Raw genomic sequence first — 24,612 nt, 5'->3', positions numbered from 1 at the left:
GGCACCCTGTGGCGGTTTTACATCAGTTTGCGGCGCCGTGTCACCTCGATATTCAACTCGGTCAGCTTCTTGCGCAGCGTATTGCGGTTGATGCCCAGAAGATCGGCGCATCTCAGCTGATTTCCCCCCGTCGCATCCAGCGCGACCTGAAGCAACGGACGCTCGATCTCGCGCAGGATGCGGTCATACAGACCCGGCGGCGGCAGCGCGTCGCCGTGCAGATCGAAATAGCGTTGCAGATGCGCCTCGACCGAATCCGACAGCCGCGCATTGCCCGGCGGCAGCGGAACCGCGGCGGCAGTGCCCGGCGCGCCGTCGCGGAGCGCGGCGGTTTCGGTCGCGACAGAGGCCATGCCTGCGCCGCCCCCCTGCTGGTTCAGCGCCTCGCGCATTTCGACGGCGGTGACGACCGGGCCGGCGGCGATCAGGGCCAGCCTGCGCATCATGTTTTCCAGCTCGCGGACATTGCCGGGGAAGGGATGGGCGCGCAGGGCCGCCGCCGCCTCGTCGGAAAGGCTGCGTTCGGGCAGGCCCTGGGCCGCGGCGCGTGCCAGCAGATGCGCGGCCAGCGGCAGGATGTCATCGACCCGTGCGCGCAGCGGAGGCACCGAGACGGTGACGCCGGCAAGCCGGTAATAGAGATCCGATCGCAGTCGTCCCGATGCCACATCGGTCTGCGGATCAGGGCCGGTCGTGGCCACGATGCGCGGAGCCTGCGCCCGATCGGGGCCGGTTTCCATCGCCTCGATCAGCCCGATCAGACGGGCCTGCGCGCCCTGATCGAAGCCTGCCGGGTTCTCGATCACGATCGAGCCTCCGCGCGCCTTCTCGGAGGCGCGGCCAATCGCCTCTGGTCCGGCATCGGCCGAGGTCAGCACCGCCAGCCCCCGGCCGCGCCGGTCCGACAGGTCGTGAAAGGACCGCGCGATGGTGGTCTTGCCGACGCCCGGCTCGCCCGCGATCAGGACCGGCAGATCGGCGTTCAGGATGCGCGCGACCATGCGGAACAGGTTTTGCATGGCGGGCGCATGACCGATCAGCGGCATCGCCGGATCTGCGCCCTGGCGCGGCGCGGGGTCAGGTTCGGGTGCGGGTTCCGATTTGCGCGGGCGGCGTGACAGGGCAAGGTTCGCCTTGCTCATCAGGTCGGGCAGATCGAAGGGCTTGGGCAGATATTCGAACGCCTCGGCCTCGGTCGCACGGATCGCGGTGACGATGGTGTTCTGGGCCGAGATCACGATCACCGGCAGATCGGGCCGCGCCTGCCGGATGGCGGGGATGCGGTCGATGCCGTTGCCATCGGGCATCATCACGTCGGTGATGACCAGATCGCCGCGCCCCTCCTCGACCCATTTCGACAATTGCGCCAGGCTGCCGGTCGCGTGAACCCGGCAGCCCGCGCGGGTCAGCGCCTGGGTCAGCACCGTGCGGATGGTGCGGTCGTCGTCGGCGATCAGAACGGTTCCGTCCATGGCGTCGGTCCTTATGCCTTGGGAAGCGAGATGCGGAATACGGTGCGGCCGGGGCGGCTGTCCACGCGGATCAGCGCGCCGTGGTCGGTGATGATCTTGCTGACCAGCGCCAGGCCAAGTCCGGTGCCGTTCTCGCGGCCCGAGACGAAAGGCTCGAAGATCTGATCGGCGATCGCCAAGGGCAGTCCGGGTCCGTTATCCTCGATCGCGATCTGCAGGGGCAGCGGCCGACCCGTCGGGTCGGCTTCATCGGGTGGCAGGCGCAAAATATGGTCATAATGGCTGTGCAGCCTTATCACCGGCAATTCGGTGCCTTTCAACGCCTCGGCCGCGTTCTTGACGAGGTTCAGACAGACCTGCGTCAGCTGGTCGGGATCGGCCAGGGCGGGCGGCAGCGACGGGTCGTAATCGGCCACGATCTGTACCCGCCTGCCAAAGCCCACCTGGGCCGAGCGGCGCACCTTTTCCAGCACGTCGTGGATGTTGACCGGCCGCAGTTCGGGCGGCGAGGTATCGCCGAACCGTTCCACCTGTTCCAGCAGGGCCGCGATGCGGCGGGTCTCGCTGACGATCATCTCGGCCATCTCGCGATCCTCGGCCGAGGCGTTCATGCCCATGATCTGCGCCGCGCCCCGGATGCCTGCCAGCGGATTCTTGATCTCGTGGGCCAGCATCTCGGACATGCCGATGGCGCTGCGTGCGGCGGTGCGCACGGCGCGGTTCTGATACTGCATTCCATGGTCGTCCAGCGGCACAAGCAGCAGCATGACGGCGCCGCCGGCCTCGCCCGCCGGCGCGGCATGGACGGCGGCGCGGCGATCCTGATGCCCACCCGCACGATCGCCGATCTCGAACAGCACATCGGCGTGATACAGCGCCTCGTCGCCCCGCAGCACCCGACCGATCAGCGCCCTGAGCGAGGGGCGGATGCGCACCCGCTTGCCCATCGATTCACCCTCCAGCGCCTTGCCGATGGTCGAATTGCGCGAGACGTTGAGCCAGATCTCGGCCGAATCGTTCATTGCCGCCACCCGGCCCTTGGCGTCCAGGATCAGCGCCGGCAGAGGCATGACCATCCATCCCGGCCCCGGCGCGGCCTCGCGGAAATCGGCCGGGCGCGGGCTGGTCATGCGGCGCGGTCCCCGCGAAAGGACGCGGATCCGCCGTCGGGCACGGCCTCGGCAAAGGCGCGGCGGATCAGCGCCGTGGCGGCGGCCGGGCTGTCTGCGCGCAGCATCTCGGCCCGCAGCGGTGCACTTGCGGCCTCGGCATACCAGCCCAGATGCTTGCGCGCGACGCGCAGACCCAGCTCGGCCCCGTAGAAGTCCAGGATATCGTGATAATGATGTTCGACCGCGTCGGCCAGGGCCGGGCCTTGCGGGATTTGCGGCGCGGGCGTGCCCCAAAGCTCGTGCGCGATCCGCGCCAGCCGCCAGGGCGCGCCCTGCGCCCCGCGACCGACCATCACCGCCTCGGCCCCCGAGGCCGCCAGCGCCGCCCGCGCGCTGGCCGCATCCACCACATCGCCATTGGCGACCAGTGGCGGGCGGCCCGCGATGTCGGCCACGGCGCGGATTCGCGCCCAATCCGCGCGGCCCTTGTAGAACTGCGTCCGCGTCCGGCCGTGAACGGTCAGCATCCGGACCCCCGCATCGGATGCGCGACGCGACAATTCGGCCGCATTCAGGCAATCCTCGTCCCAGCCCAGCCGCATCTTCAGCGTTACCGGCACCGACACCGCGCGCACCACCGCTTCGATCAGGGTCAGCGCATGATCCGGATCGCGCATCAGCGCCGCGCCCGAAAGCCCGCCGGTCACCTTCTTGGCCGGGCAGCCCATGTTGATGTCGATGATGGCCGCGCCCATTCCCTCGACGATGCGCGCGGTCTCGGCCATGGGGCCTGCCTCGCGGCCGGCGATCTGGACGCTGACGGGCAGCGCGCCTTCGGTCAGCGCCTTGGCGCGGATGGCGGCGCGGGTCGAGGGGCGGGGTGTCACCATCTCGGTCGAGGCGACCATTTCGCTGACCATCAGCCCGGCGCCGTGTCGCGCCACCGCCCGGCGAAAGGGCAGATCGGTGATTCCCGCCATGGGCGCAAGAAACACCGGCGGTCCCAGTCGCGTGTCGCCAAGGCGGATCGGTTCGGGCTGCTGCATTCTGTTGTTCCTTCACCTTGCTTGGGGCAGTCGCAAGGATGCTGCGGCGATGATCACTTGCGCCCGAGACGACACCGGCGCAACTGCCTTCATAATACGCATTCCGCCCGTTTAGAAGGCAGGTCCAGGCGACCGCTGGTGTCGCAAGCGGGGGCCCTGCGGGTCGCATCCTGACTGGCCATCGGACGTCGCGCGTGATTGGATCGGGCCAGCTTGGCCAAGGGGGCGGGATGTTTCTGTCGGTGTTCGATCTGTTCAAGGTGGGTGTCGGCCCGTCCTCGTCGCATACGATGGGGCCGATGGTGGCGGCCGCGCGGTTTCTGGCCGCGCTGCGCGACCAGCCCTTCCGCGCCCACGGGCTGACGGCCAGCCTGCATGGCAGCCTGGCCTTTACCGGCAAGGGTCATGCCACGGATCGCGCCACGATCCTGGGCCTTGCGGGCTTCGAGCCTGCGACGATGCAGGCCGAGGCGGCCGAGGCCGCGCTGGCCCGCAACCGCGAAACCCGGACCCTGACGCCGCCCGGCCTGCCCGAGATGGCCTTCGATCCCGAACGCGATCTGCAATTCGATTATGACAAGCCGCTGCCCGGCCACGCCAACGGCATGACCCTGTCGGCAAGGGACGCGCAGGGCGATGTGATCTTTCACCGAATCTATTATTCGGTCGGCGGCGGCTTCGTTCTGACCGACGAGGAACTGGCGCGAAAAGGCAACGAGGATCGCAGCGACGCGGTGTCGAAAGTGCCCTTTCCCTTCGCCAGCGCCGCCGAAATGCTGGCCATGGCTGAAAAATCGGGCATTTCCATTGCCGCCATGAAGCGCGCCAACGAACTGGCCTTCCGCAGCGAATCCGAACTGCGCGAGGGGCTGGACCGGATCTGGCGGGTCATGCGCGACTGCATGGATCGCGGCTTGTCGGCCACGGGAAACCTGCCGGGCGGGCTGAACGTGCGCCGCCGCGCGCGCGGCATCCACGAAAAGCTGATGGCGGAACGTGGTATGAACCTGACCGCGCCGCACGTCATCAATGACTGGATGTCCACCTATGCCATGGCCGTGAACGAGGAAAACGCCGCCGGAGGACAGGTCGTCACCGCGCCCACCAACGGCGCGGCGGGCACGGTTCCCGCCGTGATCCGCTACTGGCTGGATCATGTTCCCGGCGCGACCGAACGCGATCTGCCCGATTTCCTGCTGACCGCAGCGGCGATCGGCGGCTTGATCAAGCACAATGCCTCGATCTCGGGCGCGGAATGCGGCTGCCAGGCCGAGGTCGGCAGCGCCTCGGCAATGGCGGCCGCCGGGCTGGCGGCGGTCCTCGGTGGCACCCCTGGCCAGGTCGAGAACGCAGCCGAGATCGCGCTGGAACATCATCTGGGCATGACCTGCGACCCGGTGAAGGGGCTGGTCCAGGTGCCCTGCATCGAACGCAACGGCCTGGGTGCGATCAAGGCGGTCAGCGCGGCCAGCCTGTCGCTGCGCGGCGATGGCACGCATTTCGTGCCCCTGGACGCGGCCATCGAGACCATGCGTCAGACCGGACGCGACATGTCCGAGAAATACAAGGAAACCTCGCTGGGCGGATTGGCAGTGAACGTGCCGAACTGCTGAGACCGGCTTGCCGGCAGCGGCTTCGCGAAAGCCCGGGCGATCGACCATGTCGGCGCGCACGCGCCCCCGACCTGCCGGCGCCGGCATGACCGCGGGCTGCCGCGGCGCCGTTCCGGTTGCCCGGGCGATCGGTGTCAGGGCTGGGGCGGGGCCGGCGGCTGGCCGTGGCGCGCGTCGGGCAGGCCGTGGGTGCCGCAATCGCGCAGGGGCTGACGCAGCAACAACCACAGTCCAAGGGCAAAGGCCCCCACACCGACGAGCGGACCCCAATACAGCGTCAGCCAGCCCAGAACCGGCACGCCCAGCACGATCATCGTCCAGAAGGCGACAAAACGATGCCTTTGGCGCAAGTATGGGATCAGGCTGGCCAGGAGAACCCAGGCGGCCGCCGCCGCGACCGAACCGATGGCAAGCAGTGTCACGCGGCCCGTCCTTGCAGACGCGCCGGAAGCGCATTGGCCCAGCCCGAGATCGTGCCCGCGCCCAGGCAGACCACCATATCGCCCGGCCGCGCCTGTTCGCGGACCAGCCGTTCCAGATCATCCTCGTTCAGGATCGCGCGCGCGTGGCGGTGACCATGGGCGATCAATCCGGCCACCAGATCGTCGCGGGTGGCGCCGGGGATCGGATCTTCGCCGGCGGCATAGACATCGGCGATGGCGACCACGTCGGCCTCGTTGAAACAGGTGCAGAAATCGTCAAAGAGGCTGGACAATCGCGAAAAACGGTGCGGCTGGTGGACCGCGATCACCCGACCCTCGGTCGCCTGGCGGGCGGCTTTCAGCACCGCCGCGATTTCTACCGGGTGGTGGCCGTAATCGTCGATGATGGTGACGCCGCCGACCTCGCCCACACGGGTGAATCGCCGCCCCACGCCGCCGAATTTCGCCAGCGCCTCGCGGATCTCGGCCTTCTTCATGCCCAGATGGCGCGCCACGGCGACGGCGGCGAGGCAGTTCGAGACGTTGTGGTCGCCCGGCATCGGCAAGGTGCAGCGCTCGATCATCTCGACCGCGCCCTTGTCGTTGGGGCCTTCGCCCTGCAGCGCGATGTCGAAATGCGCGATGCCCTTGTCATAGGTCAGGTTCATCGCCCGCACATCGGCCTGGGCATTGAATCCGAAGGTCACGACGCGGCGTTCGGTCAGCCGGCCGACCAGCGACTGAACCTCGGCATGATCGGTGCAGCAGACCGCAAGACCATAGAACGGGATCGAGGATGCAAAATTGTAAAAGCCCTGCCGCAGCGCATCGAAGCTGCCCCAATGTTCCATGTGTTCGGGGTCGATATTGGTGATGATGGCGATGTCGGTGGGCAGGCGATTGAAGCTGCCGTCGCTTTCGTCGGCCTCGACCACCATCCATTCGCCCGCGCCCGCCCGCGCATTGCTGCCATAGGCGTGGATGACGCCGCCATTGATGACGGTCGGGTCCAGGTTGCCCGCGTCCAGCAATGTCGCGACCATGGTGGTGGTGGTGGTCTTGCCATGGGTGCCGGCGATGCAGATGTTGGATTTCATCCGCATCAGTTCGGCCAGCATCTCGGCCCGGCGGACGACCGGCAGGCCGCGGCGGCGGGCCTCTTCCAGTTCGGGGTTGCCCTTCTTGATCGCGGTCGAGATGACCACCACGCCGGCCTCGCCCAGGTTTTCGGCGCGCTGCCCTTCGAATACGGTCGCACCCAGGGTTTCCAGGCGGTCGGTGATCTTCGAGCGTTTCGCATCGCTGCCCTGGACGCGGTAGCCCAGCGTCATCAGCACCTCGGCGATCCCCGACATGCCGATTCCGCCGATGCCCACGAAGTGAATGGGACCAAGTTCACCGGGCAGTTTGGTGGCGGCATTCATCAGGCAATCTCCGTGACAAGGTCGTAAAGGCGGCGCGCGGCATCGGGACGGGCCAGCGACAGCGCGGCCGAGGCCATGGCGCGCGCACGCGCGGGATCGGTCAGGATCGCCTGCATGTCGCGCGCAAGGGTTTCGGGGTCAAGCGTCGATTCGGCACGCAGCAGCGCGGCGCCGGCATCGGCCAGGGCCCGCGCATTGGCGGATTGGTGGTCGCCCGCGGCAGCGGCGAAGGGGATCAGGATGGCGGGCCGGCCGATCACCGTGATGTCGGCGATGGACGAGGCACCGGCACGGCTGATGACCAGTTGCGCCCGCGCCAGCCTTTCGGGAACATCGGCGAAGAAGGGCTGCACATCCGCCGTTACGCCCGCCGCATCATAGGCGGCGGCGACCCGATCCGCGTCCTCGGAGCGGGCCTGATGGCTTAGGCGCAGCCGGGTGCGCAGATCGGCGGGCAAAACGGCAATGGCGGCGGGAACCATGTCGGACAGGACGCGCGCGCCCTGACTTCCGCCGATGACCACGAGGTTCAGACCGCCTTCATCGGGATCGGCATAGGGACTGGCCGCGTGGTCCAGGACCGAGGCGCGGACCGGATTGCCGGTATGGATGCCCGCGACCCCTCGCGGCAGCGCGGTCGGCCAGATACCGCAGGCGATGCGATGGACACGCGCCGCGAAAAGGCGGTTCACGCGGCCCATGACGCCGTTCTGTTCGTGGATCATGCGCGGCAGCCCCATGCTGAGCGCCGCCGACAGGGCGGGAATCGTCGGATAGCCGCCGAAGCCTATGACGACCGAGGGCCGGTCGCCGGCAAAGGCGCGGCGCGCGGCCATGATGCCTGCAGCGATCGTGAAGGGCGCGGTCAGCTTGCCAGGAATGCCCCCGCGCGCCGTGGTGGCTGCGGGAACGATGCTGCGCTGGACCGCGTCGGGAAAGGCCCCGGCATAGCGCGCGCCGCGTTCGTCGGTGGACAATGCGACGCGCCAGCCCTCGGCCAGCATCAGCTCGGCCAGGGCCTGGGCGGGAAACATGTGCCCGCCCGTGCCGCCGGCCGCGATCAGCGCAAGCGGTGCGGCCATCAGCGGCCTCGCCGCAGGATCTCGGCCATTTCGCCCTGTGGGCGGGCCCGGGTCAGCGCCAGCAGCATTCCCATCGTGATGCCGGATGCGATCACCGATGAACCGCCATAGCTGACGAAGGGCAGCGTCATGCCCTTGGCCGGCAGCAGCCGGACCGCGACGCCCATGTTGATCAGCGCCTGCACGCCAAAGGCGCAGGCCAGCCCGGTGCCCGCGATGCGGGCGAAGGGATCGCGTTCCCGCAGCAGACGCAACAGCGAGCGGCTGACGATGGTGGCGTAAAGCAGGATGATCGCCAGAACCATGATCGTGCCATATTCCTCGGCCGCCACCGCGATGATGAAGTCGGTATGGGCGTCGGGCAGCGACCACTTGACGGTGCCTTCGCCCACGCCGACGCCGAAGAAGCCGCCTTCCTGAATCGCGTTGGTGGCATAGCCGATCTGCGTGCGGGGATCGATCTCGGGGTTCAGGAATCCGTTGATCCGGCGGGCGAAGTGTTCCGAAGCCCCATAGGCGAAAAGACCGCCCAGGCCAGCGATGCCGGTAACGCCCAGCAAAAGCACCATCGGCGCCCCGGCCACGAAATACATCACCAGCCAGGCAAACAGCACCAGCGAGGCCTGCCCGAAATCGGGTTGCAGGGCCAGAAGCAGGACCACCACCATCGCCGTGAAAAAGGAATACAACCGGCCCGGCGGGCCTCCGACCTCCTGGCTGGCGGCCATGAACCAGGCCGAGAGCGCGACGAAGCCCGGCTTCAGGAACTCGGACGGCTGGATCGAGACAAAGCCCAGGCTCAGCCAGCGCGTCGCGCCCTTGCCGAAATCGGTGCCGAAGAAAGGCAGCGCCCCGAGCAATGCGAAGGCCGCGATGAAGCCCAGCACGCCCAGCCGCCGGACCTGCCGCGGCGACAGCATCGAGACGACCAGCATCACCAGCAGCGCCAGACCGCCAAAGATCGCCTGGCGCTGGACATAGTAGAATCGCGGCAGGTCGTTCTTTTCGGCCAGCGGCACCGATGCCGCCAGCCCCAGAAGAAGGCCTGTCGCAAAAAGCCCCACCACGCAGGCCAGCGCCCACCTGTCCAGGGTCCGCCACCAGCGTGGAAGAATCGGATCCCCCGCCCTCGCGGGGGTCGTGCCAAAGACCATCTCGGTCATGGGAATACCGCCGTCACTGCCTCTGCCTCGTCCGGTTTTCCCGGATCTGAGACAGAGAATAGCGCGGTTTTCCGCCCCGCGCTACAGCCGAATGCAGCCTTTGCACGCATAAGTTGAATTTACGCGCCTCAGCGCGCGCCATGGCTGCGGTCATAGCCGTTCGGTGGCGGCGGCGACCAGCCTGCGGGCGTCCGGGCGGGCCGGAACATCTGCACCGAAAGCGGATAGCAGCGCGCCGCATCCGAGGAATGTTCGGCCGAACAATCCCCGCCCGGACAGGCGGACAGCGCCCCCAGCAGGTCGATTTCGGCGAAGAATTCCAGATAATCGCCGGGCCGGACGGGGCTGGCCTTCATGAAATATCGCCCGGAATCACGGGCGAAGCCGGTGCACATGAAGACGTTCAGCACATCGTGAACATGGGCCTCGGCCTGTTCCGGCGTCAGGCCCCGCGCCCCGGCCAGTGCGCGGATCAGGTTGGAATGGCAGCAATGATGATAATGCCCGCCCGTCAGCAAATTATGCGTATAGGGATCGCAGCGTGTGCCGATCACATCGTGGACGCTGCCGCCGAAATCGTCGATGCCATACCAGGCCAGCGTGTCCTCGGTGATCGTGGCCATCGGCCGCAGGCCTGGGAACGAGGACCACAACCGGTCGCCCGTGCTCAGATGGCTGCCATGCAGGGCCCGGGTCTTGCCGGAATAGAAGCGTTCCGACAGATCCGCCGACCACAGGTTCAGATCCCCGACCTGGGGTCCCTCGATGCAGAGGATGCGGAAGAAATGGCCGGCGGGCACGGTGAAACAGCGCGCCTCACGAGGCGGGACCACGATTTCGTCCACCTGCCGCCAGCCGTTTCGCGCGGCCAGAAGGCCGGGCAGATCCGGCTGCGGCAGTGTCTCGACGGGATAACAGTCGACAGGGATCGCGGCGCGGCGTGCCCCTGCATCATCGGGTTGGTCCTGCATCGTCTTTCCCCCTCTTCATCACGCGCGATCCATCCACGGCAGCGCCACGATCCACCAGGCATTTTCCCGCCACGCGTTACCATTATGATCGCGCCGATGACCGATTCGCACCGCCTGCCCGAAATCGCCCGCGCTTTTCTGCGCCTCGGCCTGACCAGTTTCGGCGGCCCCATCGCCCATCTGGCCTATTTCCGCGAGGATCTGGTCCTCCGCCGCAACTGGATCACTGATGCCCGCTATGCCGAGATCGTCGCGCTGAGCCAGTTTCTGCCTGGTCCCGCCTCGTCCCAGACCGCCTTTGCCCTGGGCTGGCAGCGCGGCGGCGCGACGGGGGCGTTGACGGCGACGCTGGCCTTTACCCTGCCCTCGGCGCTGGCGATGATTCTGCTGGCGGCGACGGTCGGCGCGGCGCCGCCCGACGAGGGGCTGGCCGGCGGCCTGATTGCCGGGCTGAAGATTACCGCCGTGGCGATCGTGGCCCATGCGGTTTTCGGCATGGCGCGCATGCTGGCGCCGTCGGGCGCGCGGGCGGGGATCGCGCTGGCCGCGCTGGCGTCGCTGTCGGCGATGCCGACCGCCGCCTGGATGCAGGTCGTGGTCATCGCCGGCGGTGCGCTTGCGGGTCTGCTGCTGCGGGTGGCACGCCTGGCCGAGGCACAGCCTCAGCAGCCGCTGCGCGGCCCGTCGCGGCGCAACGCGGCGCTGTGCGCGATCCTGTTCGGGGTCTTGCTGCTGCTTTCGCCGCTGCTGGTCGGTGCGGGCATTCCGGCCCGGATCGCGGAGGTCTTTTACCGCGCGGGGGCATTGGTTTTCGGCGGCGGCCATGTGGTGCTGCCACTGCTCGAAGCGGGAACCGTGCAGGGCGGCTTGGTGCCCGAGGCCAGTTTCCTGGCCGGCTATGGCGCGGCGCAGGCCATGCCGGGGCCGCTTTTCACCTTTGCCGGCTGGCTGGGACAGATCGCGGGCGGCCCGGCGGGCGCGATCATCGGCCTGATCGCGATCTTCCTGCCGGGATTTCTGCTGATGGCGGCCGCCCTGCCCTTCTGGTCGGCGATTTCGGCCAGTCACCGGGCGCGCCACGCCGGCGCCGGCGCGAACGCGGCGGTCGTGGGCGTGCTGGGCGCGGCGCTTTATGATCCGGTCTTTACAGGCGGCGTCACGCAATCCGGGGATTTCGCGCTGGCGGTGACCCTGTTCCTGATGCTGTCCTTGTGGCGGCGACCGGCCTGGCAGGTCGTGATCACGGGCGCGCTCGGCGGGATGGCGCTGGCGCTCTAGCGGTCCGGATCAGCCGGGGTCAGGACCGGCCAGTCCAGGCCGGCATCCGGCCATTCGCGAATGAAAGACCCCCCGCGTCTCGCTGCCACGGCGCGGGGGGCTGGGGTCAGGCTGCGCCTCTTGCCGGACGCATCTGCTTCGATAGGGGCGCGAGAGGGAGGAGGGAAACCCGCGACCTGGCCTGACATGGCAATGCGTGGCCTGCGACAGGCCCCGCGCAGTCGGTTCAGCTACAACCTGAGGTGCCGCCGCAGGTGTTGCACTTCATGCAGGTGCCGTTGCGGACCAGCGTGTAATTGCCGCATTCGCCGCAAGGATCGCCCTCGTAGCCCTGCATCTTGGCCTTTTTGCGCTGGTCGATCGGCGCAGCCGCGACCGGGGCGGCCTGAAAGCCGGCGCCGCCTTCGGCCATGCCGGTGGCGACCGCCGTCCTCGAAGCGCCGCCCTGCAGCACCATCAGGTCCTGCGGCAAGCGTTTGCGCAAATATCCGGCGCTGCTGATCTGCTTCAGCATGGTCAGCGATTTCAGTTCGGCCTGCTCGGTCACCGGGGCCAGGTTCTGACCCTCGTGTTCGCCGCCACCAAGATCGTCGAATGACGCCCCTTCCGGCTTCACATGGGCCAGATCGGTGCGGTCGAGATAGCTGACCGCCAGTTCGCGGAACACGTAATCCAGGATCGAGGTGGCGTTCTTGATGCTGTCATTGCCCTGAACCATCCCCGCCGGTTCGAACCGGGTGAAGGTAAAGGCATCGACAAATTCCTCCAGCGGCACGCCGTATTGCAGGCCGACCGATACGGCGATGGCGAAATTGTTCATCATCGCCCGGAAGCCCGCGCCTTCCTTGTGCATGTCGATGAAGATCTCGCCCAGGCCGCCATCATCGTATTCGCCGGTCCTCAGATAGACCTTGTGGCCGCCGACGATGGCCTTCTGGGTATAGCCCTTGCGCCGCTGCGGCAGTTTCTCGCGGTGGCTGCGCACGGCCTCCTTGACGATGATCCGCTCGACGATCTTTTCGGCGACGATTGTGGCCTTTTCACGGGCGCTGCCGGTGGCGAGGATTTCCTCGGCCTCCTCGTCGTCTTCGACCAGGGCCGCGGCCAGCGGCTGCGACAGCTTGGATCCGTCGCGGTACAGGGCATTGGCCTTGATGCCGAGGCTGTGCGACAGCTCGTAGGCGGCCAGCGCGTCGGCGATGGTGGCGCTGTTGGGCATGTTGATCGTCTTGCTGATCGCGCCCGAGATGAAGGATTGCGCGGCGGCCATCATGTGGATGTGGCTGTCCACGGACAGATACCGCTTGCCGCGCTTGCCGCAGGGATTGGCGCAGTCGAAGACCGGCAGATGTTCATCCTTCAGGAAAGGCGCGCCTTCCAGCGTCATCGTTCCGCAGACGTGATCGTTGGCGGCGTCGATCTGCTGCTTCGAGAAGCCCAGATGCCGCAGCAGATCAAAGGCGGGATCGTTCAGCTTGTCGGCCGGGATGCCCAGCGTCTGCCTGCAGAAATCCTCGCCCAGTGTCCATTGGTTGAAGACGAAGCGGATATCGAACGCCGTGGCCAGGGCGGCCTCGACCTTCTCGATCTCGCGCGGGCCGAAACCGTGCCCGGCCAGCGCGGTGTGATTGATGCCGGGGCAATTGCCAAGGCTGGCATGGCCCACCGCATAGGCGATGATTTCCTCGATCTGGGCGGATGCATAGCCCAATGTGTCAAGCGCGGCCGGGACCGACTGGTTGATGATCTTGAAATAGCCGCCTCCGGCCAGCTTCTTGAACTTGACCAGTGCGAAGTCGGGCTCGATTCCGGTCGTGTCGCAATCCATGACCAGCCCGATCGTGCCGGTTGGCGCAATGACGGTCGACTGGGCGTTGCGGAACCCGTGATCCTCGCCCAGCGTCAGCGCTTCGTCCCAGGCCTCGCGGGCCAGTGCGACCAGACGCGGATCGGGGCAATTGCCGGCATCCAGCGCCACGGGGCGGACATTGATGCCGTGATAGGCCTCGGTTCCGTGGGCCGCGGCGCGGTGGTTGCGAATCACGCGCAGCATGTGCTCGGCGTTGCGCCCGTATCCGGGAAACGCCCCCAGCTCCGACGCCATCTCGGCCGAGGTGGCATAGGCAATGCCGGTCATGATCGCGGTCAGCGCGCCGCACAGCGCGCGGCCCTGATCACTGTCATAACCCAGGCCCATGTTCATCAGCAGGCCGCCGATATTGGCATAGCCCAGGCCCAGCGTGCGGTAATCATAGCTGCGCTGCGCGATCTCCTTGCTGGGGAATTGCGCCATCAGCACGCTGATCTCCAGCGTCACGGTCCACAGCCGCGTGGCGTGGACATAGGCATCGGCGTCGAAACGCTCGCCGGTCCAGAAGCTCAGAAGGTTCATCGAGGCCAGGTTGCAGGCCGTGTCGTCGAGGAACATGTATTCGCTGCACGGGTTCGATCCGCGGATGGCGCCGTCCTCGGGGCAGGTATGCCAGGCATTGACGGTATCGTGGAACTGGATTCCCGGATCGGCGCAGGCCCAGGCGGCATGACCGACCTGATCCCACAATTCGCGGGCGCTGACGGTCCTGGCGACCTTGCCATCGGTGCGGCGCAGCAGCTCCCACGGCCTGTCATCGCGGACCGCGTTCAGGAAGGCGTCGGTGACGCGGACCGAATTGTTGCTGTTCTGTCCCGAGACGCTGACATAGGCCTCGCTGTCCCAGTCGGTATCATAGGTCGGGAATTCGATACTGTCGAAACCCTGACGGGCATATTGCAGCACGCGGTTGATATAGGTTTCGGGTATCATCGCCTTCTTGGCACCCCGGATCGCAGCTTTCAGACCGTCATTGACGGCCGGGTCGGTCGCATCCTCGATGCTGCCGTCCCAGGCGCCGATGGCGGCGAAGATGTCGTTCAGCTTCGCCTCGTGGGCCTTGGACCCGGCGACGAGGCTGGCGACCTTCTGTTCCTCGATGACCTTCCAGTTGATGAAAGCTTCGATATCGGGGTGATCCATGTCGCAGATCACCATCTTGGCGGCGCGGCGGGTGGTGCCGCCCGACTTGATCGCGCCGGCCGCCCGGTCGCCGATCTTCAGAAAGCCCATCAGGCCGCTGGACCTGCCGCCGCCCGACAGGCTTTCGCCCTCGCCGCGCAGACTGGAGAAATTGGTGCCGGTGCCGCTGCCATATTTGAACAGGCGCGCCTCGCGGACCCACAGATCCATGATCCCGCCCTCGTTCACCAGATCGTCGCCAACCGACTGGATGAAGCAGGCATGGGGCTGGGGATGTTCATAGGCGCTGGCCGACTTGACCAGCTTGCCGGTCCTGAAATCGACATAGAAATGCCCCTGCGACGGGCCGTCGATGCCATAGGCCCAGTGCAGGCCGGTATTGAACCATTGCGGGCTGTTGGGCGCGGCCATCTGTCGGGCCAGCATGAAGCGCATCTCGTCATAATAGGCGCGGGCGTCTTCTTCGTTGGAAAAATACCCGCCTTTCCAACCCCAATAGGCCCAGGCCCCGGCCAGACGGTCAAAGACCTGTCTGGCGCTGGTCTCGCCGCCGTAGCGCTGGCTTTCGGGCAGGGCCTCCAGCGCATCGGTATCGGCCACGCTGCGCCACAGGAAATCCGGCACGCCCTTTTCCCTGACCCGCTTCAGCAGCAGGGGCACGCCGGCCTTGCGGAAATATTTCTGCGCGATCACGTCGCTGGCGACCTGGCTCCAGCCCTTCGGCACCTCGACCTGATCATTGCGAAAGACGATCTTGCCGTCCGGGTTGCGGATCTCGCTGGTTGTCATGGTGAAGTCCACCGCGCCATAGGCCCCGGATTCCTCGGTGGTGAAACGCCGCTCGATTTTCATGCCTGCCCCTCGTTCATGCTCGTATCGCTGTCCCCGCGCCCCTGCCCCGGTACCATGGACATGCATCCCCAGCCTTCCACTTGCGGCAGAAGGCAGTCAGGCGCGGCAAGCGCCTGCAAGGCTTTCGATCAGGGTCCGGCCCGGTGTTTCGTGGTGCCGGTGGCAGCCGCCACCACATCTTGTGCCACCTTCGCCGTGAAATACAAACTGACGCCAGATTTGGTCGGTTTCAACTATTTTTTTACCATATGCGCGAAAGATTGGGCGTTGACAGACCCGGTTCGGCGTCGCCGTGGATTCGCTCACAGCTTTGCTCGCCGCAAGTTGTCCGCCCCTCAGAGGGGCCAAATAAGTTATTTATCGTCAATCACATACGGAATTTTATCCGGAACTTTTCCACAGCCTTATCCGCGATTCATCCAGAGGTTGTGCACAGATGATGCGACAAGGCCACAATGACAGAATTCAGCGATCTGGATGCCGGATCGCCTGGTCGGTGACGATCAGATCCAGCGGCTGATCGAAGGGCTCTGCCGGGATTTCGGGCAATTCCTGCGTCGCGAAGGCCAACCCGATCGCGCAGACCGGGCCCGCGGCGCGCAGCAATTGCAGGCTGCGGTCGTAATAGCCGCCGCCATAGCCGATTCGGTTGCCGGCCTTGTCGAAGGCGGCCAACGGCACGATCAGAACCGAGGGCGTCAGGACGGGTGCCGATTCGGGCGGATGGGCGGTGCCATAGGGACCGGGTTCCAGCGCGCCGCCGTCCCAGGCACGAAAGATCAGCGCGACCCCCCTGCCCGTCACCACGGGCAGGGCCAGCGGGCCCGAATGGGCCATCATGGCCGGGCGCGGATCGGCCTCGCCGCGCATCGGCCAGTAGCCCGCCAGCCCGGCCCCCGCATGGGGCGCCAGCGCCTGTGTCAGATGGCGGGTGATCCCCGTCGCGTCGCCCTGGCCCGCCAGCCGCGCGGCCAGCGCCCGCGCCCGCAGCGCGGCCTTTGCGGCGGCGCTCACAGCAGCACGGCCGAGGCAAGACCGAGGAAGGCGAAGAAGCCCACGACGTCGGTCACGGTGGTCACGAAGGTGCCCGAGGCCAGCGCCGGATCGGCGCCCACCCGTTCCAGAGCCAGCGGGATCAGGATGCCGGCAAGGGCGGCAACGGCAAGATTGACGATCATCGCGATGCCGATGACGGCGGCCAGCGACACGCCGTCGAACCAGAACCACGCCACCACGCCCATCACCAGCGCAAAGGCCAGCCCGTTCATCACCCCGACGATCGCCTCGCGCCGGACCACGCGCCAGACATTGCTGCCGGTCAGGCTTTTGGTGGCCAGCGCGCGGACCGCGACGGTCAGGGTCTGGGTGCCGGCATTCCCGCCCATCGAGGCGACAATCGGCATCAGCACCGCCAGCGCGACAATCTGCTGGATCGTCGCCTCGAAGATCGCGATGACCAGCGAGGCGACGATGGCGGTGAAAAGATTGACCAGCAACCAGGGCAGCCGCTGGCGCAGGGTCTCGACCACGGTATCGGTGATCGCCGAATCCTCGCCCACGCCGGCAAGGCGCAGGATGTCTTCCTCGTGTTCCTCATCCATGACGTTCATCGCGTCATCCATGGTGATCACGCCGACCAGCCTTTCGTCCCGATCCACGACCGGGGCCGAGATCAGGTGATACTGGTTGAAGGCATAGGCCACGTCGCCTTCCTCGGCATAGGCGCTGACGGTACGGAAACTGTCCTCGGTGATGTCGCTCAGGGCGGTGGCACGGGGCGAGGCCAGAAGGCGGCCAAGCGCGACATATCCTGTCGGATGGCGGCGCGGATCGACAAGAATCACGTGGTAGAACTGTTCCGGCAGCCACTCCTCGCTTCGCAGAAAGTCGATCGCCTCGCCGACGGTCCAGTGCTCGGGGGCGGTCACGGTCTCGGACTGCATCAGGCGGCCGGCGGAATATTCGGGATAGCCCAGCGATTGCTGGACCGCCGCCCGGTCGCTGTCATCCAGCGCGGCGAGAATTTCGGCCCGGCCGGGTTCGTCCAGATCCTCGATCAGGTCGACGACATCGTCGCTGTCCATCTCGCGGACAGCCTCGACCAGCACCGCGCGGGGCAACTGTTCCAGCACCTCTTCGCGGATGCCCTCGTCGATTTCGGACAGGATCTCGCCGTCGATCTCGCCGGAATAGAGATGCAGAAAGGCGCGACGCTCGGCGCTGGAAAGCTGCTCGATCACGTCGGCGATGTCGGCGGCGTGCATCGGCTCCAGCAGGTCGTTCAGACGTGCCGAATCCTCGTCCTCGATGGCGGCGTGGATGCGATCCAGCAGGTCGTCGCGCAGCTGGAAATCCTCGTCGTCGCGATCAGCGGCGTCGGCGGCGATCTCGTGGTCCGTTTCCGGGCTCTTGTCGTCGTCGGCCATGCCTCGTCTCCTGCCGTTCGAGGTTCCGTGACTGATTAGGTCGGGCGCGCTAGCGGTTCAACAGGTCAAGCGCCTCGCGGTGCAATTCCGGGCTGCCGGCGGCGACCACCTGCCCGCCCCCGGCGGCAGAGCCGCCCTGCCAGTCGGTCACGATCCCGCCCGCCGCCTGGACCACCGCCAGCGGTCCGGCGATGTCATAGGCTTGCAGGCCCGCCTCGATCACCAGGTCGATCTGCCCCATCGCCAGAAGCGCGTAGGCATAGCAGTCCAGACCATAGCGCGTCAGCCGCGCTTGTTGCGAGACGCGGCGGAAAGCGGCGGCCTCGGCCCCGGTGCCGATTTCGGGGAAGGTGGTCATCAGCAGGGCGTGGTTCAGCGCGACCCGTGTGCGGGCGCGCAGCGGCGAGGTGCCGCCGCGATGGGTCAGACGGGCGATCCCGAAGCCGCCTTCGAAACGTTCGCCGAGATAGGGCTGGTCGATCAGCCCGTATCGGATCCCGCCCGCGTCGCGCAGGCCGATCAGGACACCCCAGCTTGGCGCCCCGCACAGAAAGGCGCGGGTGCCGTCGATCGGATCGAGGATCCAGGTCAGACCGCTGCTGCCGTGCCGCGATCCGAATTCCTCGCCAAGCACGGAATCGTCCGGGCGGCGTTCGGCCAGAACCCTGCGCATGGCGGTCTCTGCGGCACGGTCGGCCTCGGTTACGGGATCGAAACCGGCCGGGCGCTTGTTTTCGGCCAGAATGCCGGTTCGGAACAGCGGCAGGATCGCGCGCCTTGCGGCATCGGCCATCAGGTGCGCGGTCTCGATGATCTGCTGCCTGTCTTCCATCGGCGCCCCCGTGACATTGCGTCACGAGGTCTAGCCGCATCGGCCCGGACCCGCCACCCCCGGCGGCGGCCGGTGCAAGACGGACCGTGACACCAGCCGGTCAGCGGCGGTTTTCCTGGCCGTCTTCTGCCTTTCAGGCAGCGTCCGACAGAACCCGCGCCAGTTCGAAGATCTGCCGACGCTGCGCGGCCGGCATCGCATAATAGGCGCGAACCAGTTGCAGCGCCTCCTTGTCGGCCAGAATGTCGCCCGTGACCTCATCGGCCAGCGCGCCTTCATGAAGGCCCTCGAAGAAGAAGCTGACGGGGACATCCACCGCGCGGGCGATGTCCCACAACCGGGACGCCGAGACCCGGTTCATCCCGGTCTCGTATTTCTGGATCTGCTGGAACTTGATCCCGACCTTGTCAGCAAGCTGCTGCTGGGTCATTCCGATCATCCAGCGACGATGGCGGATACGCTTACCAACATGAACATCAACACCGTGCTTCATCGTCCTACCTCGCTCAATCTAAAGAGGCAGTAGCCCAAGGTGTCACAATTATCGAGTGTCAACATGGTTAACAGGCCCGTTTCTGACCAAAAAGACAGGTCGGGGTTTCCGTAGTCCTGTCCATTTGGACAGGTTGGCACAACGGGATGAAGTCATTGCGTTAATTATGGAGAGACAGAAATGGCCGAGACGATTCGAATCGCCGAGATCACCGCTTTGGGACAGGTGCCCGTGCTGCGCGACGCCAGCCCGCCCGCGGCCCGCCCGGACGAGGTTCTGGTGCGGATCGGCGCCGCCGCGCTGAACTTTGCCGATCTGCTGAAGGCAAGCGGCCAATACCAGGAAAAGGCCACGCCGCCCTATGTTCCGGGGCTGGAGGGTGCGGGCCAGGTCGTCGCGGCGCCCGACGGCTGCGGGTTGCAGCGTGGCGACCGGGTGGCGGTGCTGCATCCGGGCACGATGGCCCAGATCGTTGCGGTGCCTGCGGATGCCTGCCTGCCCCTGCCCGATGCGATGCGCGACGAACAGGCGGCCGGTTTCCAGATCGCCTACGGCACCAGCCATCTGGCCCTGACCATGCGGGCAAAGCTGAAACCGGGCGAAACGCTGGCGGTGCTGGGCGCCGCGGGTGGCGTCGGATTGACCGCGGTCGAGATCGGCCGGGCGATGGGTGCGCGCGTCATCGGGGTTGCCCGCGGGCGCGAAAGGTTGCAGGCGGTGCGCGCCGCCGGTGCGGATCTGGTCATCGACAGCGACGATTGCCCGGATCTGAAGGCCGCGCTGCGCGATTGCGGGGGGATCGACGTGGTCTATGATCCGGTCGGCGACCGGCCCGGCGCCGCAGCCTTCGGCGCCCTGAAGCGCGGCGGTCGCTTTCTGGCCATAGGCTTCGCCGGCGGCCAGCCCCCGGTCCTTGCGCTGAATCACGCGCTGGTCAAGAACATCGCCATTCACGGCTTCTACTGGGGCGGCTATGCCAGCCTGGATCCGCAAGCCCGGCGCGACAGCATGACGGCGCTTCTGGCCTTGTTCGAGGCCGGCCGGCTGAAGCCGGTCGCGGGCAGCAGCCTGCCGCTGGAGCGGCTGGACGAGGGCTTCGAGATGCTGCGGCGACGCAAATCCGTTGGAAAAGTCGTGATAACCCTGTAAACAGCGCAGATGTGATACGCGCGGCATATTGAATCGCGGGCCGGGTCTGCCAATATGATCGGCATGACTTGGGGCCGTTGAGCCCAACCGCAAAAGGGAGACGTAGATGGCAGATTACAATACGTACCGCTCGGCCCAGAGCGTCGGCACCCGGACGGGTGCGGTCGATGAAGGGCTGCGGGCCTACATGAACAAGGTTTATGGGCTGATGGCGGTCGGCATGGGTGTAACCGCCGTCGCAGCCTATGGCATCAGCAGCGCCGCGGTCGATTCCGCCGGCCAGTTGACGCAATTGGGCACCGCAATCTATGCCTCGCCCCTGAAATGGGTGATCGTCTTCGCGCCCTTGCTGATGGTCTTCGCCTTCGGCGCCGCCCTGAATCGCCTGTCGGTGCAGGCCGCGACAATGATGTTCTACGGTTTCGCGGCGCTGATGGGGCTGTCGATCAGTTCGATCTTCCTGGTCTATACGCCGTTCTCGATCGTGCAGACCTTCCTGGTGACGGCGATCGCCTTCTCGGGACTTTCGCTGTGGGGCTATACCACGAAGAAGGACATCTCGGGCTGGGGCAGCTTCCTGATCATGGGTGTGATCGGCCTGATCGTCGCCTCGATCGTGAACATCTTCCTGCAATCCTCGGGGATGCAATTCGCGATCTCGGCCTTGGGTGTGCTGATTTTCGCCGGTCTGACCGCCTATGACACGCAGAACATCAAGAATACCTACCTGCGGCTGGCGGGTTCGGATCAGGATTTCCTCGGCAAATCCGCGATCATGGGCGCCTTGCAGCTCTATCTCGACTTCCTGAACCTGTTCATGTTCCTGCTGCAATTCATGGGCGGACGCGAATAAGGCGCAATTTTGCAAAGACACGGGAAAAGGCCGGGCAATCGCCCGGCCTTTTTCATTGACGCCCCGATCATCATGGTTCCGGTCAGCTTGCCGGGCCACCGATCAGGCGCAGCACCACCATTCCCGGAGACCGCTGCGGATCGGTGACGAAAGACAGGCTGCCCGCGCCCAGGCCCGGCAGCGACAGCGCAATGTCGCGGGCCAGAGCAGCATCGGCATCGTAGGCATAGCTGACCGCGCTGCCGGCGTCGGGCGGCGCTGCGGTTTCCACGATCTCGGTCCAATATCCCGTCGCGTCGAACACGCGGATCAGATCGCGCGCGAAACGCGACGCCGCGGCGTCGCCGGGCGAAACCTGGATCCGGATCAATCCGGACGGCGCCTCGCCTTCGTCACCGGCCTGATCGAAAACCTGCCACGGCATCGCGGCATAGCGTGACGCGGCAGGGCCGACGCGCGACACCCGCCAGACCAGCCGCCCTGTCGTGCCGGCCAGATCGACGCGCAGCGCCGAGCCCGGGACATCGTCGGAAAACACCATCCGCGCCGGGTCGGACGGCCTGTCTCTCCGGGCGATTTCAACCCGGAAAGGCAGAGCCCGGGCCGCAGGCGCGCCGGCCCATGCCATCTCGGCCCTGATCGGTCCGGACCGGGCCGGATTCCGCGGGACCAGCCCGGCCGAAAGCGGGATCGGCGGCTCCAGTCGGCGCTGTCCGGGCGGGGGCGGCGCCAGATTTGCCAGCCGATCCGCCGCCGCCGGCAGGCCGCCGCCCACATCCTCCAGCCAGTAGCGGGCAAGATCCGCGTTCCTCGGCACCCCGTCACCCGCAGCAAGGATAAGCCCCAGGTTATAGCGTGCCCTGACATGCCCGTTCGCCGCGGCCCGACCATACCAACCCGCTGCCGCCCGGGGATCGCGCGCCACGCCGTCGCCGGAATCCAGCAGCACCGCCGCGTTGAATTGCGCCTCGGCCAGTCCAAGTCTGGCGGCCTTCAGATACAGAGCCAGCGCGGCGGCGGCATCGCGCGGCCCGCCCAGGCCCAGATCGCGCAACAGCCCCAGCCGCACCATCGCCTCGGCCGAACCCTCGTCCGCCGCGGCCTGCCACACCGCATCGGCGCGGGCGAAGTCGCGAGCCTCGAAAGCCTGCTGGCCATCTCCAAGCGGATCCGCCCCGGCGGACAGCGCCAGGCCAAGGGATAGAGACAGCGCACCGGCCCAGACCGACTGGCAGCCTCTATCGCCAAGAAATTTCGACAACGCGATTTTCTCGTTTGGCGATCCCGTCATCGGTCTCGACGGCCAATTCGCTCGTGCCGCGTCCCAGGACCTGCAACCGATCGACGGGAATGCCTCTTTCCACCAGGCCGTCGGCCACGGCCTGCGCGCGCCGGATCGACAGGCGAAGATTGTAATCGGGCTTGCCGACCGTATCCGCCCCCCCGGCCACGATCATGACGATGGGGTTGCCGTCCCGGAACAGGCGCGCCGCCTGATCAAGCGTGCCGCGCCCATCGGAGGAGATGCCGGCGCTGCCGGTCTGAAAATAAATCTTCAATGTGTCTGCATTCGTCTGCTGAGCGCCGACGGAGGTTGCAAGCGCCAGGCCGACGCTGAGAGCAATCAAGAGGGGATATCGTCTGAACATGAAGCTACCTTTCACCTGACCCCGCAAGCCTAATCCCCACATGGCCGATGTCCTTACAAGATTTGGTGTTCGGCCGGGTTTCCGCGGCTTTTCGCTGTTCATTTCTATCTTGCAGAGAACCGATCCCTTGCGCCTCGCCTTCTGAGCGAAACCCGCCGGTCGCGCGCGCGAATCGCGCCGCCGCCCGTCCGATCGCAACCGGGGCGCGACGACCGCGCCGCCGCGCCCGTCCGAAGCGCGACAAACTTTCATGGTTTTCCGGCCAGCCATTAACGGATCGGACAGCCCCCCTGCGCTAGTGTGCAAACATTGCAAGTCTCGGCAGCGCGAATGGGTGGGCAGTGACGGATGAAATCGTGGAAACCGGGGCACCCGCCCCCGGCGAACAGAGCAGCGGTTGGGCCGATGCCCTGCCCGCTCTGGTCCTGCTGGTGCTGGGGCTGGCAGGACTGGCGACGGCCACCATTCTGACCAGCACCGTTCCCGGGCAATATCTGATCCTGGCACGCCCCGGGACGGCGACCGGGGCGATCCTGGACATGGTCTATCGCGCGCGCGGCGGCATCGTGGGCTTCGGCGGACTTCCCGGAATAGCCCTTGCCGCATCAGACGATCCGGGTTTCGCGGAGGCCGTCCGTGCCGAAGGCGCCTGGATCGTTCTGCCCTCGCCCAAGCTGCTGGGCTGTTTCGGTCCCCCCGGAAGAGATCTGTGATGAACGCCGAAATTCATCGCTTGCGCGAACGTTTCGGCGCGCTTCTGGTCTGGCTGCTGTGGGCGCATGTGCCGGTGCTGGGCGCGGCGGCGGCATGGAACAAGGTCATGTCGGTGCCGGCCGCCATGCTGATTGGGGCGGGACTCGCGCTGATCTATCACATCGCCTGGCTGCGTTGCGGCACGGGCGCGGTCACGCGCAACCTGTCAGGCATCGTGCTGATCGGAGAGCCGGCCTTTCTGCTGATCCTGTTTGCCGGTCACCCCTGGCAGATGGACATGCACATGTATTTCTTTGCCGTCATCGCATTGAACATCGCCTGGTTCGACCGCGCGGTAATCGTATTTTCGGGAACCGGCACGGCGCTGCACCATCTGCTGCTGCTCTATTTCCTGCCCTATGCGGTGTTTCCCAGCGACGGCGATCTGGCGCGCGTCGTCCTGCACGCCGTCATCGTCATTTTCCAGATGCTGGTGCTGCTGTGGGTGATCGACATGGTTCGCAAGGCCTTCGAGCGGATCAGCGTGATGAGCGATGAACTGATCGCCAAAAGCGTCGCGCTGGAAGATCGCAATCGCCTGGTCGAGGAATCCAGCCGCGCGAAAAGCATGTTCCTGGCCAATATCAGTCACGAGATTCGCACACCGATCAACGCCGTCCTGGGATTTTGCCACCTGTTGCAGCGTTCGCGCCTGGAACCACGCCAGCGCGACCACGTGGCCAAGCTGAACGATGCCGGCGTCTCGCTGCTGCGACTGATCAACGACGTCCTCGATTTCTCGAAGAACGAGGCCGGCAAGCTGACGCTGGAATCGCATGATTTCGATCTTCGCGCCGCGATCGGCAGCCAGATCCAGCTTGTCGAGGAAAGTGCGCGGGCCCGGGGCCTTTCATTGGCGGCGCGGATCGACGATCGCATTCCTGCGCTGGTCACAGGCGACGAGTTGCGCCTGAATCAGGTCGTGCTGAACCTGCTCAGCAACGCGATCAAGTTCACCGAAAAGGGTGGCATCACCATCTCGGTCCGACAGATCAGGAGCGATGCGGAC

At 66.4% G+C, this 24,612-nt stretch carries 21 protein-coding genes; 6 read left to right on the top strand and 15 right to left on the bottom strand.

All coding sequences use genetic code 11. The features are described 5' to 3' along the window. Positions 1–17: 17 nt before the first annotated feature. From B4A72_RS10875 to dusB, 3 genes are read right to left on the bottom strand one after another with little or no spacing between them, the layout of a single operon-like run. Complete coding sequence (locus B4A72_RS10875) at positions 18–1,472, bottom strand: sigma-54-dependent transcriptional regulator (protein WP_292955827.1); 1,455 nt, start codon at positions 1,470–1,472, stop codon at positions 18–20. A gap of 11 nt (positions 1,473–1,483) precedes the next feature. Continuing rightward, on the bottom strand, positions 1,484–2,602 hold the full coding sequence (locus tag B4A72_RS10870) for a two-component system sensor histidine kinase NtrB (protein WP_292955830.1): 1,119 nt from the start codon (positions 2,600–2,602) through the stop codon (positions 1,484–1,486). After that, the gene (dusB, locus tag B4A72_RS10865) at positions 2,599–3,630 is read right to left on the bottom strand and encodes a tRNA dihydrouridine synthase DusB (protein ID WP_292955833.1); all 1,032 of its coding nucleotides are present in this window, start codon (positions 3,628–3,630) and stop codon (positions 2,599–2,601) included. Before dusB ends, B4A72_RS10870 begins: the two co-directional genes overlap by 4 nt. 230 nt (positions 3,631–3,860) lie before the next feature. Here dusB and B4A72_RS10860 point away from each other — a divergent pair, with 230 nt between their 5' ends. Further along, positions 3,861–5,243 carry an L-serine ammonia-lyase gene (locus tag B4A72_RS10860; RefSeq protein WP_292955836.1) on the top strand — a complete coding sequence of 461 codons (1,383 nt, stop codon included), beginning with the start codon at positions 3,861–3,863 and terminating at the stop codon, positions 5,241–5,243. Between the two features lie 134 nt (positions 5,244–5,377). Here the strand turns inward: B4A72_RS10860 and B4A72_RS10855 are convergent, their stop codons facing one another. The 5 genes from B4A72_RS10855 to B4A72_RS10835 all read right to left on the bottom strand — a co-directional run bounded on the left by B4A72_RS10855 (position 5,378) and on the right by B4A72_RS10835 (position 10,305). Next, entirely contained in the window at positions 5,378–5,665 is a 288-nt protein-coding gene (locus tag B4A72_RS10855) for a DUF2484 family protein (protein ID WP_292955839.1), read from the bottom strand. Continuing rightward, the gene (gene murC, locus B4A72_RS10850; protein ID WP_292955842.1) at positions 5,662–7,089 is read right to left on the bottom strand and encodes a UDP-N-acetylmuramate--L-alanine ligase; all 1,428 of its coding nucleotides are present in this window, start codon (positions 7,087–7,089) and stop codon (positions 5,662–5,664) included. Before murC ends, B4A72_RS10855 begins: the two co-directional genes overlap by 4 nt. Next, complete coding sequence (locus B4A72_RS10845; protein ID WP_292955845.1) at positions 7,089–8,171, bottom strand: UDP-N-acetylglucosamine--N-acetylmuramyl-(pentapeptide) pyrophosphoryl-undecaprenol N-acetylglucosamine transferase; 1,083 nt, start codon at positions 8,169–8,171, stop codon at positions 7,089–7,091. The genes murC and B4A72_RS10845 overlap by 1 nt, the downstream gene beginning before the upstream one ends. Then, positions 8,171–9,334: a putative lipid II flippase FtsW gene (ftsW, locus tag B4A72_RS10840; RefSeq protein WP_292955848.1), complete on the bottom strand. Its 1,164-nt coding sequence runs from the start codon at positions 9,332–9,334 to the stop codon at positions 8,171–8,173. Before ftsW ends, B4A72_RS10845 begins: the two co-directional genes overlap by 1 nt. 128 nt (positions 9,335–9,462) lie before the next feature. Then, positions 9,463–10,305: an urea carboxylase-associated family protein gene (locus tag B4A72_RS10835; protein ID WP_292955851.1), complete on the bottom strand. Its 843-nt coding sequence runs from the start codon at positions 10,303–10,305 to the stop codon at positions 9,463–9,465. Between the two features lie 96 nt (positions 10,306–10,401). Between B4A72_RS10835 and chrA the strand changes: the two genes are divergently transcribed. Then, positions 10,402–11,583, top strand: coding sequence for a chromate efflux transporter (gene chrA / locus B4A72_RS10830; RefSeq protein WP_292978573.1), 1,182 nt, complete (start codon positions 10,402–10,404; stop codon positions 11,581–11,583). Positions 11,584–11,809: 226 nt separating this feature from the next. Here the strand turns inward: chrA and B4A72_RS10825 are convergent, their stop codons facing one another. The 5 genes from B4A72_RS10825 to B4A72_RS10805 form a co-directional block, all read right to left on the bottom strand. Beyond that, complete coding sequence (locus tag B4A72_RS10825; RefSeq protein ID WP_292978571.1) at positions 11,810–15,448, bottom strand: vitamin B12-dependent ribonucleotide reductase; 3,639 nt, start codon at positions 15,446–15,448, stop codon at positions 11,810–11,812. Between the two features lie 465 nt (positions 15,449–15,913). Then, on the bottom strand, positions 15,914–16,462 hold the full coding sequence (locus B4A72_RS10820) for a 5-formyltetrahydrofolate cyclo-ligase (protein WP_292951460.1): 549 nt from the start codon (positions 16,460–16,462) through the stop codon (positions 15,914–15,916). After that, entirely contained in the window at positions 16,459–17,874 is a 1,416-nt protein-coding gene (gene mgtE / locus B4A72_RS10815; RefSeq protein ID WP_292978569.1) for a magnesium transporter, read from the bottom strand. Before mgtE ends, B4A72_RS10820 begins: the two co-directional genes overlap by 4 nt. Before the next feature lie 49 nt (positions 17,875–17,923). Next, positions 17,924–18,706: an inositol monophosphatase family protein gene (locus B4A72_RS10810; protein ID WP_292951455.1), complete on the bottom strand. Its 783-nt coding sequence runs from the start codon at positions 18,704–18,706 to the stop codon at positions 17,924–17,926. A gap of 133 nt (positions 18,707–18,839) precedes the next feature. After that, positions 18,840–19,199, bottom strand: coding sequence for a helix-turn-helix domain-containing protein (locus tag B4A72_RS10805; RefSeq protein WP_292951452.1), 360 nt, complete (start codon positions 19,197–19,199; stop codon positions 18,840–18,842). 180 nt (positions 19,200–19,379) lie between these two features. On the opposite strand from B4A72_RS10805, the gene B4A72_RS10800 reads away from it, so the two are divergent. Together B4A72_RS10800 and B4A72_RS10795 are read left to right on the top strand one after the other, a co-directional pair. After that, positions 19,380–20,348 carry an NADPH:quinone oxidoreductase family protein gene (locus tag B4A72_RS10800; protein WP_292978567.1) on the top strand — a complete coding sequence of 323 codons (969 nt, stop codon included), beginning with the start codon at positions 19,380–19,382 and terminating at the stop codon, positions 20,346–20,348. A gap of 106 nt (positions 20,349–20,454) precedes the next feature. Further along, positions 20,455–21,201 (top strand): Bax inhibitor-1/YccA family protein, encoded by a 747-nt coding sequence (locus B4A72_RS10795; RefSeq protein WP_292951446.1) that lies wholly within the window; start codon positions 20,455–20,457, stop codon positions 21,199–21,201. 82 nt (positions 21,202–21,283) lie between these two features. Here the strand turns inward: B4A72_RS10795 and B4A72_RS10790 are convergent, their stop codons facing one another. Beyond that, the gene (locus B4A72_RS10790; RefSeq protein WP_292978565.1) at positions 21,284–22,462 is read right to left on the bottom strand and encodes a tetratricopeptide repeat protein; all 1,179 of its coding nucleotides are present in this window, start codon (positions 22,460–22,462) and stop codon (positions 21,284–21,286) included. Beyond that, on the bottom strand, positions 22,440–22,850 hold the full coding sequence (locus B4A72_RS10785) for an OmpA family protein (protein ID WP_292978563.1): 411 nt from the start codon (positions 22,848–22,850) through the stop codon (positions 22,440–22,442). The genes B4A72_RS10790 and B4A72_RS10785 overlap by 23 nt, the downstream gene beginning before the upstream one ends. A 341-nt stretch (positions 22,851–23,191) precedes the next feature. Here B4A72_RS10785 and B4A72_RS10780 point away from each other — a divergent pair, with 341 nt between their 5' ends. Together B4A72_RS10780 and B4A72_RS10775 are read left to right on the top strand one after the other, a co-directional pair. Beyond that, positions 23,192–23,563, top strand: a complete 372-nt coding sequence (locus B4A72_RS10780; protein WP_292951437.1) for a hypothetical protein — start codon at positions 23,192–23,194, stop codon at positions 23,561–23,563. Then, positions 23,563–24,612, top strand: a 1,050-nt coding sequence (locus B4A72_RS10775) for a histidine kinase dimerization/phospho-acceptor domain-containing protein (RefSeq protein WP_292978561.1), incomplete at its 3' end; no start/stop codon positions are given. The genes B4A72_RS10780 and B4A72_RS10775, both read left to right, overlap by 1 nt.

The sequence above is a fragment of the Paracoccus sp. UBA5162 genome, assembly GCF_002413585.1.
Taxonomy (GTDB): Bacteria; Pseudomonadota; Alphaproteobacteria; order Rhodobacterales; family Rhodobacteraceae; genus Paracoccus.
The sequence above is the reverse complement of the archived record's forward strand: the minus strand, read 5'-3'. Positions and strand labels throughout refer to the sequence as shown.